Origin of the sequence: Cupriavidus sp. L7L, from assembly GCF_004353535.1 — a bacterium.
In the GTDB taxonomy this organism is placed as follows: domain Bacteria; phylum Pseudomonadota; class Gammaproteobacteria; order Burkholderiales; family Burkholderiaceae; genus Cupriavidus; species Cupriavidus oxalaticus_A.
This window is the reverse complement of sequence record NZ_SMNY01000009.1, coordinates 599,093-611,807: the sequence shown is the minus strand read 5'-3', so window position 1 is coordinate 611,807 and position 12,715 is coordinate 599,093. Positions and strand designations below refer to the sequence as shown.

Sequence of the window (12,715 nt, the reverse complement as noted above, 5' to 3'; positions counted from 1 at the left end):
GAAGCTTCAGCGCGCTGCCTTGGCGGCACCGGCTGGCGGCGCGGCAGCCGCCTTGGCGGGCTTGGTAGCGGGAGCCGAGGGAGCCGGTGCAGCAGCGGCGGCGGCGCCGAATACCAGCCCCCCTTCCTGCAACCTGGCCACGGACTTCGGCCCTACGCCGCTGACACGCTCGGCAAGATCGGCGGCATCCTTGTACGGACCGCGCTTGTTGCGCTCGTTGACGATATTGCGTGCGGTGGCGGGGCCGACGCCCTTGACCGACGTCAGCGCGGCCTCGTCGGCCGTATTGACGTCGATGGCGGCATGCGCCGCGCCGCCCGCGCACAGGCACATCGCAGCCAGCAGGGAAAAACGACGGACGAGTTGCCAGACCCAATGCTTGAACATGAAAGCTCCTTTGCTGTGGATGGTGTGAAGTACCACCCCGCCATCGCGGCGAGGCCAGCTCAGGATAGGTTCAGCGCGCCACGACGGCGCATACGGCAACACAAGTTGACACCGGCCGCACGAAAACGTGTCGGCCGGTCATCGGGATCGAGGAAATGCTGGATGGGGTCGTCAGCCGTTGCGCCCGATCAGCCAGCGGCAGTAGCGCGCCACGCCTTCCTCGACCGTCAGAAAGGCCTCACCGTAGCCGGCGCCGCGCAGCTTCGACACATCGGACTGCGTAAAGCACTGGTACTTGCCGCGCAGCGCGTCGGGGAACTTGACGTACTCGACCAGGCCTTCCTGTACCAGCTCTTCCAGCGACAGGCTCGGCTTGCCTTCCGCCTCGCGCAGCGTATTGACCACGGTGACGGCGATGTCGTTGAACGGCTGCGCCCGGCCGGTGCCCAGGTTGAAGATGCCGGACTTCTCGGGATGGTCAAGGAAGTACAGGTTGACCTTGACCACGTCCTCGACCGAGATGAAGTCGCGGCTCTGCATGCCGGGACCATACCCGCCGTACTCGCCGAACAGCTTCACGGTACCGTCGGCGCGGAACTGGTTGAAATTGTGGAAAGCCACCGACGCCATGCGGCCCTTGTGGTTCTCGCGCGGGCCATACACGTTGAAATAGCGGAAGCCGACGATCTGCGACAGTGCAGACGGCAGCCTGCGCCGCACAATCTGGTCGAACAGGAACTTGGAGTAGCCGTACACGTTCAGCGGACGCTCGAACTCGCGGTCCTCGCGGAACACCTGCGAGGCGCCGTAGGTCGCGGCCGACGAAGCATAGAGGAACTGCGCGCCCTGCTCCAGGCAACTCTCCATCAGCGACAGCGTGTAGCGGTAGTTGTTCTCCATCATGTAGCGCCCGTCGCTCTCCATGGTGTCGGAGCAGGCGCCTTCGTGGAACACCGCGCGGACCTTGCCGAACTGTCCCTTTGCAAAGCGCTCGAGGAAGTCCTCCTTGTCCAGGTAGTCGGAGATCTCGCAGTCGACGAGGTTGTGGAACTTGTCGGCGCGGGTCAGGTTGTCGACGGCGATGACATTGGTCTCGCCCCGTTCGTTCAGGCCCTTGACGAGGTTGCTGCCGATAAAGCCGGCGGCGCCGGTCACGATGATGGTCATGGTTGCTTCAGTAATGGGCGCCGCGCGTCACGGGGCGGTGCCGAACAATTCAGGGTAGGTAACGACGGCGGTGCCGAGCTTGCCGACCACGATGCCGCCGGCGCGGTTGGCATGCTGCACGGCTTCCTTGAGCGTCACGCCCGCGCCCAGCATGGTCGCCAGCGTGGCGATCACGGTATCGCCGGCACCCGATACATCATAGACCTCGCGCGCCTGGGCCGAGACGTGCAGCACTTCGGCTTCCGTGTAGAGCGTCATGCCCTCCTCCGAGCGCGTCAGCAGCAGCGCCTCCAGTTGCAGTTCGCGGCGCAGGTTCTGCGCGCGGATGGTGAGGTCGGCCTCGGTCTTCCAGGCGCCGACCACGGCACGCATCTCGGAGCGGTTGGGGGTGATCAGCGTGGCGCCGCGGTAGCGCGAGTAGTCGTCGCCCTTGGGGTCGATCAGCACCTTGCGGCCGGCTGCGCGGCCGGCGTCGATCATGCGGGAAACGTGCGTCAGGCCGCCCTTGCCGTAGTCGGACAGCACCAGCACCTGGTAGTCGTTGATCAGGCCCTGGAACCGGTCCTGTACCGCGGCCAGCACTTCGTGCGCCGGGGCGTTTTCGAAGTCCACGCGCAGCAGTTGCTGCTGGTGGGCGACTACGCGCAGCTTGATAGTGGTATTTAGCTTGGAGTCGCGGTGCAGGTAGGGCTCGACGTGGCTCTCGGCGAGCAGCGCCTCGAGCGTGCGCGCCGGCTCGTCGTCGCCGACGACGCCCAGCATGCCCACGCGCGCGCCCAGCGCAGCGGCGTTGCGCGCCACGTTGGCGGCGCCGCCCAGGCGCTCGTCGCTGCGCTTGACCTGCACCACCGGCACCGGGGCTTCCGGCGAGATGCGTTCGACGTCGCCGAACCAGTAGCGGTCCAGCATCATGTCGCCGACCACCAGGATATGGGACTGCCGGATCTGTTCCTGCGGGATGGTCTTGTTCATGAAGATCCTTGGCGATTGCGAGGCAGCCAGCGCCGCCTCGTCAGCATGTCGTTGATCAGTCGTTGACCCGTGCACGCTCTATTTGTTCGCGGAATCGTGCGCCGCCTGTTGTCCGGGCCGGGCCGCGCGGCCGATGGCGTGGTACTCGACGCCGCTCTCGGCCATCGCCTGGGGCTCGTACAGGTTGCGCCCGTCGAAGATCACCGGCGTCTTCAGCCGCCGCTTGATCTGGCCGAAATCCGGGCTGCGGAATACCTTCCATTCGGTCACGATGGCCAGCGCGTCGGCACCGTCCAGCGCATCCATCTGGTTGTCGTGGAAGCTGACGCGCGCCATCGCGTCCGGCAGGTCGGACAGGTCGGACTCCAGTGCGCGGCGTGCTTCAACCATCGACACCGGGTCGTGCACGCGCAGCGCAGCGCCGCGCGACACCAACTCCCGCGCCAGGACCCGCGACGGCGCCTCGCGCATATCGTCGGTATTGGGCTTGAAGGCCAGCCCCCACATGGCAAAGGTGCGGCCGGCAAGGTCGTCGCCGAAGCGGCGCACGATCTTCTCGCCCAGCACGCGCTTCTGCGCACCGTTGACCGCTTCCACCGCCTCGAGCACGCGCATGGACTTGCCATGGTCGGCCGCGGTGCGCATCAGCGCCTGCACGTCCTTGGGAAAGCACGAACCGCCGTAGCCCGCGCCGGCATACAGGAAACTGTAGCCGATGCGGGGATCCGAGCCGATACCCATGCGCACAAGTTCGATATCGGCGCCGACCTCGTCGGCCAGGTTCGCCAGTTCGTTCATGAACGAGATCCGCGTGGCCAGCATCGAATTGGCGGCGTACTTGGTGAACTCGGCGGAACGCACATCCATGTAGAACGTGCGCTCATGGTGCCGGTTGAACGGCGCGTACAGCGTGCGCATGGTGGCCTGCGCATGGCGGCCGGCGGCGTCCGGGTTACAGCCCAGCACGATGCGGTCGGGGCGCATGAAGTCCTCGACGGCGGCGCCCTCCTTCAGGAACTCGGGGTTCGACACCACCGAGAACTGCAGGTCTTCCAGCCCGCGCGCGGCCAGTTCCTCGCGGATCGCGGCCGTGACGCGGTCGCCCGTGCCCACCGGCACGGTGGATTTGTCGACCACGACCTTGAAGCCGGTCATGTGCCGACCGATATTGTGCGCCGCGGCCAGCACGTACTTGAGGTCCGCCGAGCCGTCTTCGTCCGGCGGCGTGCCGACGGCGATGAACTGCACGTCGGCATGCTCGACGCTGGCGGCGACGTCGGTGGAAAAAACCAGGCGGCCGGCGGCGCGGTTGCGCTGGATCAGCTCCTGCAGGCCCGGCTCGTAGATCGGCACGCCGCCCGCATTGAGCAGCGCGATCTTCTTTTCGTCCAGGTCGAGGCAGAACACATCGTTGCCCAGCTCCGCCAGGCAAGCGCCGGTGACGAGGCCGACGTAGCCGCTGCCGATAATGGTGACTTTCATGGCTTCAGGTCAGATTCTGTGGTGCTGCGCGCCGGGCTCAGCCGAGCGTCTCGGAACGCCGCGGGGCGTAGGTTTCCCAGCGGTTGCAACCCGGGCATTGCCAGTAGAACAGGCGCGCGCGGAAACCGCATTCGCGGCAGGTGTAGCGCGCCAGGTTGCGCGTGCGCGCCTGCAGCAGGTCGCGGATCGCGCCGGTTTCCTGATCGCGCTCGCTGGCGCCGTCCTCGGCGGGGGCATCGGCACCTGCCGGCACTTCGGCCGAGGTGACGGCGGCCTGCGCCTCAAAGTACTTTGTCAGCGCCAGCAGCGTGGGCTGGCGCCGCAATTGCTCGCGCATCAGGCGCGCCGCGGCCTCGGGGCCGTTCGTTTCGAGCTCGGCCTTGTAGGCGGTGTCGAGCAGTTCCGGCGCGAGCTTGCCCTTGAGCAGGCCGTGCAGCCACTCCAGCGCCGTACCTTCCTGCTGCAGGCTGGCGTAGGCCTTGACCACGCGGTCGGCGACCAGCGGCAGATAAGAGGCGTCCTGTCGTTCGATGCCCAGCCAGTGGCCGAGCGCGGCACGGGCGTCGCCAGCGGCGGCCGCCACGTCGCCCAGCAGGATGGGCGCGCGCACATTGGCCGGATTTTCTTCGATGGCCTGGTTCAGCCACTTCACCGCATCTTCGGGACGCTTGCGCTGCAGCGCATCCTGCGCCAGTTCGCAGCAGAACTGGGCGATCTGCAGGCTGTAGCTCTTCTGCTCCAGCGTCTGCAGTTCGCGCGCGGCGTCGATGGCCTTCTGCCACTCTTTCTCGACCTCGTACAGCTCGAGCAGCACGCGCTTGGCCGAGGCTGCGTACGGGCCGGACATCAGCCGGCGCAGCGACTCTTCGGCGCGGTCCAGCAGGCCGGCGCGCAGGAAGTCCTGGCCCAGTTCGTAGAGCGCATGTTCGCGCTCCGGCTCGGGCAGGTCGGGACGGGTTGCCAGGTTCTGGTGCACGCGGATGGCGCGCTCGGTTTCGCCGCGGCGGCGGAACAGCGCGCCAAGGGCAAAGTGAAGTTCGGTGGTCTCGGGATCAAGGCGGGCCACCTCGATAAAGGCGTCGATGGCCTTGTCGGGTTGCTCGTTGAGCAGGAAGTTGAGGCCCTTGAAATACGAACGCGGCAGCGCGCCCTGCTCGCTGATAAGCTGCCGCACGTCGAAGCGCGCCGCCATCCAGCCGAGGCCAAAGACAAGTGGCAGCGCCAGCAACCACCAGGTTTCAAACATCATGGATCAGACTTTCGGGCCGACTACGTTGTAAGGGACCGGCTTGGCGTCGCGCGGCGTGGCCGTGCTTGCAGCGGCCGGCTGCGGCGATGCTGAAGCGGCGGCCGCCTGCACCTGCGTCAGCGCGCGGCGCAGCTTGGCGACCTCCATGCGCTGGCGCATCAGGCCGGGCGCCACCGAGGCCAGCGCCGCGACCGCGCCAAGCACGAAGGCGGCGAACAGGATCAGGATCAGCGGGGCGTGCCAGACGGCGTTGAAGAACAGCTGCAGCGAAGCGTCGGCGGTATTGCGCAGCGCCAGCACGAACAGCAGCACGAATACGACGATACGGACGATCCAGGCAAACAGTTTCATGCAGGTAGGCAGCTTGGCAGCGTGACGTTTAAGCGGCGCCGGCGCTTGCGCGCGGGCCGGCAATGACCCCGGCATTGTAGCGGAATCACTTCCTCGATTCGGTAACGCGGCGGTTACGGGAGGCTAACGCGCGTGGCTCTGCGGGCGCTGACACGTATTGCGCGGCGATGCGTCATCGGGCGCGAGCAGCAGGCATAGCGCTGCAGAATAAAAAAAGCGCCCTTTGGGGCGCTTTTTTTGACTTGCCAGACAACTGGGCAGGCAGCCGATGCTCAGGGCCGGACCAGGTTCAGTCCGCCCTCGTGCAGCGCCGCTGCAGCGGCGCCAGTGCTTGCCTTGCCCGGCACGGCCTGGGCCGTACCGACGGAATGGCCGTTGCCATTGACGCCCGCAGGCGCCGGCTGGCTGCGGTCAACCCGTTCGCGCAACTCCTTGCCCGCCTTGAAGTGCGGCACCCGTTTTTCAGGTACCAGCACCCGTTCGCCGGACTTGGGATTGCGCCCCACGCGAGGCGGACGCTTGTTCAGACCAAAACTGCCGAATCCGCGGATCTCGATGCGATGGCCATCGGCCAGCGCCTCGGACATCGCGTCGAGTATCGTTTTGACCGAGATGTCCGCATCCCGCAGCAGCAGCTGCGGGAAGCGGGCAGCCAGTTTTTCGACGAGCTCCGACTTGGTCATGGGCATACGCGCAAGCGCGGGGGCCTGCGATTACTGGTTGTCCTGGCCGAGCTTGGCCTTCAGCAGGGCGCCGAGGTTGGTCGTGCCAGCCGTGCCGGTGTCAGCCTGGAACTTCTGCATCGCTTCTTGCTGCTCTGCGCTGTCCTTGGCCTTGATCGACAGGTTGATATTGCGCGACTTGCGGTCGACGTTCACCACCAGGGCGGTGATCTGCTCGCCTTCCTTCAGCACGTTGCGGGCGTCTTCCACGCGGTCAGCGGAGATTTCCGAAGCACGCAGGTAGCCTTCCACGTCGTCAGCCAGCTGGACCACGGCGCCCTTGGCGTCAACGGCCTTGATGGTGCCGGTAACAATCGAGCCCTTGTCGTTGGCCGAGATGAAGTTGTTGAACGGATCGCCCGACAGCTGCTTGATGCCCAGCGAGATGCGCTCCTTGTCGACGTCGATGCCCAGAACCACGGCTTCGACTTCGTCGCCCTTCTTGTACTTGCGCACGGCGTCTTCGCCGGACTCTTGCCAGGACAGGTCGGACAGGTGCACCAGGCCATCGATGCCACCAGGCAGGCCGATGAACACGCCGAAGTCGGTGATCGACTTGATCTGGCCGCTCAGCTTGTCGCCCTTCTTGTGGTTGCGCGAGAAATCGTCCCACGGGTTGGCCTTGCACTGCTTCATGCCCAGGCTGATACGACGCTTGTCTTCGTCGATATCCAGGACCATGACTTCCACTTCGTCGCCCAGCTGGACAACCTTCGACGGAGCCACGTTCTTGTTGGTCCAGTCCATTTCCGACACGTGCACCAGGCCTTCGATGCCGGCTTCGATCTCGACGAACGCGCCGTAGTCGGTCAGGTTGGTCACCTTGCCGAACAGGCGGGTGCCTTGCGGGTAGCGGCGCGAGATGCCGACCCACGGATCTTCGCCCAGCTGCTTCACGCCCAGCGAGACGCGGTTCTTTTCCTGGTCGAACTTGAGGATCTTGGCGGTGATTTCCTGGCCAACCGACAGCACTTCGCTCGGGTGGCGGACACGGCGCCAGGCCAGGTCGGTGATGTGCAGCAGGCCGTCGATGCCGCCCAGGTCAACGAACGCACCGTAGTCGGTGATGTTCTTGACGATACCGTTGACGATGGCGCCTTCCTTCAGGGTTTCCATCAGCTTCTGGCGCTCTTCGCCCAGGGTCGCTTCGACCACGGCGCGGCGCGACAGCACAACGTTGTTGCGCTTGCGGTCCAGCTTGATGACCTTGAATTCCAGGGTCTTGCCTTCGTACGGGGTGGTGTCCTTGATCGGACGCACGTCAACCAGCGAGCCCGGCAGGAACGCGCGGATGCCGTTGACCATGACCGTCAGGCCGCCCTTGACCTTGCCGGTCACGGTACCCGAGATGATCTCGCCGTCTTCCAGCGCCTTCTCGAGGTTCAGCCACGATGCCAGGCGCTTGGCCTTGTCGCGGGACAGGATGGTGTCGCCATAGCCGTTCTCGAGTGCGTCGATGGCCACGGAGACGTAGTCGCCGGCCTGCACTTCGAGTTCGCCCTGGTCGTTCAGGAACTCCTCCACCGGCACAAATGCCTCGGACTTGAGGCCGGCATTGACGACCACGAAGTTGTGGTCGATGCGCACGACTTCAGCGGAGATCACTTCGCCAGCCTTCATATTGGAGCGGGCGATCGATTCCTCGAACAGTGCGGCAAAGGATTCGTTAGTTTGCAGGTCGGACATAAACGTAAGGTGAAATCCGCAGTACGCTGGCCGGCGCGACTATCGCGCTCAGTCTGCCAGTGCAGCGGGGTCAGGTTTTACACAAGCCAGCGTCGGGCCGATCAGGCATGTCCGGGCTGGCGCCATCTGGTGCGGGCGAGGTCCGTTCGCTTGTCATGCGTCCGATGCATTCATGCACCGGACCGCACAGCGGCAAACCACTCCAGCACCTGCGCCACTGCCTGATCCACCGTCATGTCGGAGGTATCCAGCAGCTTTGCATCCTCGGCGGGACGCAGCGGTGCGGCGGCGCGGTTGCGATCCCGCGCGTCGCGCGCCTCGAGGTCACGCAAAAGGTCTTCGATATTAGCAGAAATTCCCTTATCAATCAATTGTTTATAGCGCCTGCGAGCACGCGCTTCAACACTTGCCGTGAGGAACACTTTCAACTGGGCGTCCGGAAAGATCACGGTGCCCATGTCCCGGCCGTCGGCGACCAGGCCTGGCAGCTTGCGGAAGTCGCGCTGCAGCTGGGTCAGCGCGTCGCGCACCGGCTGGTGCACGGCGATGGCCGAGGCGCGGTTGCCGATGGCCTCCGCACGGATCGCCAGGCTGACTTCCTCTCCCTGCAGCCAGACCCGGTCCGGGCCGAACTTCACTTCAAGGCGCGAGGCGACCTTTGCCAGGGTGTCCACGTCGGCCAGGTCAACGCCGGCGCGATCGCTGGCCAACGCCACCAGCCGGTACAGGGCCCCGCTGTCGAGCAGATGGAATCCCACCGCGTCGGCGACCTTGTGTGCGACCGTTCCCTTGCCCGAGGCGGTCGGCCCGTCAATGGTGATGACGTTGACGATAGTCATTGGTTATGAAACTCAAAGAAACGATTTATTGTTAAACCAACTGAGAATCATTATCATTTGATTCATGGCGCTTCGCCGCAATCGCGGCCAGCACCCTCCAGTTTTCAGTTGCGAGGCAATCTACCATGGCAAAAACCCTGACGTTCGGCATCATGCACCTCGGCATCGCTTTCAGCGTGACGTATGCGCTGACCGGCAGCCTTGCCATCAGCGGTGCCATCACGTTCATCGAACCGGCCGTCAATACCGTGGCGCATTACTTCTTCGATCGCTACTGGGAACGGCGCGAGCGCCGCCAGGCTCCTGCCAGCGGCGAAGCAACCAGGACCCGCGCCACGACCGGCGACCTGGTCAGCGCGTAACGCCGGCAAATACGCTGAAGTAGTCCGGGAACGTCTTCGCCACGCAACCCGGGTCGTTGATCCGCACCGGCAGCGGCCCGAATGCGGCCAGCGAGAAACACATCGCCATGCGATGGTCATCATAGGTGCCAATACCGTCCGCCGGGGTCTGCCAGGCGGGCGGCGGCGTCACACGCAGATAGTCCGCCCCTTCTTCCACGACTGCGCCCAGCTTGCGCAGTTCCGTTGCCATCGCGGCGATCCGGTCGGTTTCCTTGACGCGCCAACTGGCGATATTGGTCAGGGTCGTGGTGCCTTCGGCAAACAGCGCCGCCACCGCCAGCGTCATGGCCGCGTCGGGGATGTGGTTGCAGTCGAGCTCGATGCCGTGCAGCCGGCCATCGTCGCGTTCCGTACCGCGCACTTCGATCCAGTTGTCGCCCGCCATGATGTTGGCGCCCATGCGGTTGAGCGCATCGGCAAAACGCACGTCGCCCTGGATGCTGGTCATGCCCACGCCCTCGACCCGCACCGGCCCGCCGCCGATCGCCCCGGCCGCCAGGAAATACGATGCCGAGGACGCATCGCCCTCCACATAGATCTCGCCGGGTGACTGGTAGGCCGCGCCGGCCGGCAGCACGAAGCGTTCCCAGCCCTGCCGCTCGACCTGGATGCCGAAACGCGCCAGCAGGTTCAGCGTGATCTCGATATAGGGCTTGGAAATCAGCTCGCCCACCACCTCGATCTCGATCCGTCCGCTGTCGCTCTGCGCCATCGGCAGGCTCATCAGCAGCGCGGTCAGGAACTGGCTCGACACATCGCCGCGCACGCGGATCGGCGCGTCGATGCGGATGCCGGCGGGCTGGATATGCAGCGGCGGGAAACCTTCATTGCCAAGGTAGTCGATCACCGCGCCGACCTGGCGCAGGCCGTCGACCAGGTCGCCGATCGGCCGCTCGTGCATGCGCGGCACGCCCGACAGCTTGTAGCTGCCGCCCTGCAGCGCCAGCGCGGCCGTCAGCGGGCGGATCGCCGTGCCGGCGTTGCCCATGAACAGCTCGGCCGACTTGTTCGGGAAATTGCCGCCGGCGCCGGCCACGATGTAATCGGCGCCGTCCTGCCGCCACGCCACGCCCAGCGTGCGCAGCGCCTGCAGCATCACGCGGGTGTCGTCGGAATCGAGCAGGTCGCGCACGCGGGTTTCGCCGGTGGCCAGCGCGGCCAGCAGCAGCACGCGGTTGGAGATGCTCTTCGAGCCCGGCAGCCGCACGGTGCCGGTGGCGCGAGTCAGGGGGCCAAGCGTCAGGTGTTCCATGGTCTCGGTAGGCGCCGGGGCGCCTCGGGGTTCGTATTACGGTTCGATATGGTTGTTGCCCGCGGCGCGTTCGGCGCCCCAGGCCAGCCGGGTCTTGCTGGCGCGCGTGAAGATGCGTTCAAGCGCGTCGCCGTCGCCCTTCTCGATCTGCGTCTTCAGGTGCGCAAGCACCGACTGGTAGGTGCCCAGTTCACGCAGCAGCGCCTCGCGGTTGGCTACGCAGATGTCGCGCCACATTTCCGGCGACGAGGCCGCGATGCGCGTGAAATCGCGGAACCCGCCACCGGCAAAATCCAGCTTCAGCGCAGCGTCTTCGGCATTGGCCACTTGCGCCACCAGCGCGTACGACAGCACGTGCGGCAGGTGGCTGACCGACGCGAACACCGCGTCGTGCTGCACCGCCGACATCACGTGGCATTGCGCGCCGGCTTGCTCCCACATTGCGCGGACCGCCGCGACATCGGCGCGCGAATTCTCCTGCAACGGGCACAGCACGGTTTTCTTGCCGACATACAGGTCGGCGAGCGCGGCTTCCACGCCGTTGAGCTCTCGCCCGGCGATCGGATGCGCCGGCACGAACTGCGCGACCTTGTCGCCCAGCGCGGTCTTGGCCGCCATGATCACGTCGGACTTGGTGCTGCCCGCATCGGTGACGATGGTGCCGGGCTGCAGGTGCGGTTCCAGCGCATGCAGCAGCGCAAAGTTCTGCGCCACCGGCGCGCACAGCACGATTACGCTGGCGCCGCGCGCGGCATCGGCGAGCGTCGCCGCCTCGTCGATCACGCCAAGGTCCAGCGCCTTCTGCAGCGACGCGGGCGAGCGGCCCACGCCGACCACCGTGCCCGCCACGCCGGCACGCTTGAGCGCCAGCGCGAGCGAGCCGCCGATCAGGCCGACGCCGACAATGACAACACGGGAAAAATGCAAAGCACTCACGATTTCAGGCCCGACGGGCAGTGGCTCGGCCGGGCCGAGCGATAGCAAAAAGGCACGGCGCCGGGCACAGCGGCCCGGCGCGAATCGCCGCGATTGTAGCGGGGCTTACGCCAGCGCCCGCTCCAGTGCCGCAATGAAGGCCGCGTTTTCCTCGGGCAGGCCGATGGTCACGCGCAGCCAGCGCGGCAGGTTGTAGTTGCCCACCGGGCGCACGATCACGCCCTGCTTGAGCAAGGCCAGGTTGACACGTGCACCGGCACCGTCGTCGTCGCCGACGCGGACCAGCACGAAGTTGCCCGAGGACGGCACGTATTCGAGCCCGAGACGATCGCAGGCCTCGATCAGCTGCGCCTTGCCCGCACGGTTCAGCTCCGCGCTACGGCGCAGGAACTCGGCATCGCCCAGCGCCGCGATCGCCGCGGCCTGCGCCACGCTGTTGACATTGAACGGCTGGCGGATGCGGTTAAGCAGATCGGTCAGCGCCGGCTGTGCCACTGCATAGCCGATGCGCAGCCCCGCCAGGCCATACGCCTTGGAGAAGGTGCGCGACACCATCAGGTTGGGATAGCGGCGCACCCACTCGATCGAATCGTATTGCTGGCCGGCATCCAGGTATTCGTTGTAGGCCTCGTCCAGCACCACCACCACGTTCGGCGGCACCGAGCGCAGGAAGGCCTCGATCTGCGCAGCCGGCAGGAAGGTGCCGGTGGGATTGTTGGGGTTGGCGATAAAGACCAGCCGCGTATCCGGCGCGATCGCCGCGCCCATGGCATCGAGATCGTGGCCGTAATCGCGCGCCGGCACTTCGATGGCCCGGGCGCCGATCTCCTGTGTCGCCAGCGCATAGACCGCGAACGAGTACTCGGCATAGACGATCGACTGGCCGGGCTCGACCAGCGCATGTGCTGCCAGCTCAAGGATGTCGTTGCTGCCGTTGCCGAGCGTGAGCCAGTCCTCCGGCACGCCGAAACGCGCCGACAAAGCGGCCTTCAGCGCAAAGCAGTTTGAATCAGGGTAGCGCCCCAGGTCGGCGACGGCGGCAGCCACGGCGCGCTGCGCCGACGCCGGCATGCCCAGCGGATTCTCATTGGAGGCGAGCTTGACGATGCCGGCCTCGTCCAGGCCGAACTCGCGCGCGACTTCGGAAATCGGCTTGCCGGCCACGTACGGCGAGATCGCCCGCACATAGTCCGGTCCGAACACCGTGCCGCCATGCTTACCCTGTTCTGCCATCTTGTCTCCTTGCTCCGGTTGCGCTGGCCTTGGTT

The 12,715-nt window shown here is 65.9% G+C and carries 13 protein-coding genes; 1 reads left to right on the top strand and 12 read right to left on the bottom strand.

What is annotated here, in order from left to right; genetic code table 11:
* Nucleotides 1–6: 6 nt before the first annotated feature.
* The 9 genes from E1J61_RS10705 to cmk all read right to left on the bottom strand — a co-directional run bounded on the left by E1J61_RS10705 (nt 7) and on the right by cmk (nt 8,855).
* Nucleotides 7–387: a helix-hairpin-helix domain-containing protein gene (locus tag E1J61_RS10705; protein WP_133094017.1), complete on the bottom strand. Its 381-nt coding sequence runs from the start codon at nt 385–387 to the stop codon at nt 7–9.
* A 171-nt stretch (nt 388–558) separates the two neighbouring features.
* Nucleotides 559–1,554, bottom strand: a complete 996-nt coding sequence (gene rfaD, locus E1J61_RS10700; protein WP_133094016.1) for an ADP-glyceromanno-heptose 6-epimerase — start codon at nt 1,552–1,554, stop codon at nt 559–561.
* A 27-nt stretch (nt 1,555–1,581) separates the two neighbouring features.
* Nucleotides 1,582–2,526 (bottom strand): D-glycero-beta-D-manno-heptose-7-phosphate kinase, encoded by a 945-nt coding sequence (gene rfaE1 / locus E1J61_RS10695; RefSeq protein ID WP_133094015.1) that lies wholly within the window; start codon nt 2,524–2,526, stop codon nt 1,582–1,584.
* A gap of 78 nt (nt 2,527–2,604) precedes the next feature.
* Nucleotides 2,605–4,008, bottom strand: coding sequence for a UDP-glucose/GDP-mannose dehydrogenase family protein (locus E1J61_RS10690; RefSeq protein ID WP_133094014.1), 1,404 nt, complete (start codon nt 4,006–4,008; stop codon nt 2,605–2,607).
* A gap of 37 nt (nt 4,009–4,045) precedes the next feature.
* Entirely contained in the window at nt 4,046–5,257 is a 1,212-nt protein-coding gene (gene lapB / locus E1J61_RS10685; protein WP_133094013.1) for a lipopolysaccharide assembly protein LapB, read from the bottom strand.
* 3 nt (nt 5,258–5,260) lie between these two features.
* Nucleotides 5,261–5,608 carry a lipopolysaccharide assembly LapA domain-containing protein gene (locus E1J61_RS10680; protein ID WP_133094012.1) on the bottom strand — a complete coding sequence of 116 codons (348 nt, stop codon included), beginning with the start codon at nt 5,606–5,608 and terminating at the stop codon, nt 5,261–5,263.
* A gap of 272 nt (nt 5,609–5,880) precedes the next feature.
* Nucleotides 5,881–6,291: an integration host factor subunit beta gene (locus E1J61_RS10675; RefSeq protein WP_133094011.1), complete on the bottom strand. Its 411-nt coding sequence runs from the start codon at nt 6,289–6,291 to the stop codon at nt 5,881–5,883.
* Nucleotides 6,292–6,321: 30 nt separating this feature from the next.
* The gene (gene rpsA, locus E1J61_RS10670) at nt 6,322–8,016 is read right to left on the bottom strand and encodes a 30S ribosomal protein S1 (RefSeq protein WP_133094010.1); all 1,695 of its coding nucleotides are present in this window, start codon (nt 8,014–8,016) and stop codon (nt 6,322–6,324) included.
* A gap of 170 nt (nt 8,017–8,186) precedes the next feature.
* Nucleotides 8,187–8,855: a (d)CMP kinase gene (gene cmk, locus E1J61_RS10665; protein ID WP_063237076.1), complete on the bottom strand. Its 669-nt coding sequence runs from the start codon at nt 8,853–8,855 to the stop codon at nt 8,187–8,189.
* Between the two features lie 125 nt (nt 8,856–8,980).
* Between cmk and E1J61_RS10660 the strand changes: the two genes are divergently transcribed.
* Nucleotides 8,981–9,217 (top strand): DUF2061 domain-containing protein, encoded by a 237-nt coding sequence (locus E1J61_RS10660; protein WP_133094009.1) that lies wholly within the window; start codon nt 8,981–8,983, stop codon nt 9,215–9,217.
* On the opposite strand, the gene aroA is transcribed toward E1J61_RS10660, so the two are convergent.
* The 3 genes from aroA to hisC all read right to left on the bottom strand — a co-directional run bounded on the left by aroA (nt 9,207) and on the right by hisC (nt 12,680).
* Nucleotides 9,207–10,511: a 3-phosphoshikimate 1-carboxyvinyltransferase gene (gene aroA / locus E1J61_RS10655; RefSeq protein WP_133094008.1), complete on the bottom strand. Its 1,305-nt coding sequence runs from the start codon at nt 10,509–10,511 to the stop codon at nt 9,207–9,209. The genes E1J61_RS10660 and aroA overlap by 11 nt on opposite strands.
* A 36-nt stretch (nt 10,512–10,547) precedes the next feature.
* Complete coding sequence (locus E1J61_RS10650) at nt 10,548–11,447, bottom strand: prephenate dehydrogenase/arogenate dehydrogenase family protein (RefSeq protein ID WP_133094007.1); 900 nt, start codon at nt 11,445–11,447, stop codon at nt 10,548–10,550.
* 105 nt (nt 11,448–11,552) lie between these two features.
* Nucleotides 11,553–12,680, bottom strand: a complete 1,128-nt coding sequence (gene hisC, locus E1J61_RS10645) for a histidinol-phosphate transaminase (RefSeq protein WP_133094006.1) — start codon at nt 12,678–12,680, stop codon at nt 11,553–11,555.
* Nucleotides 12,681–12,715 lie beyond the last annotated feature (35 nt).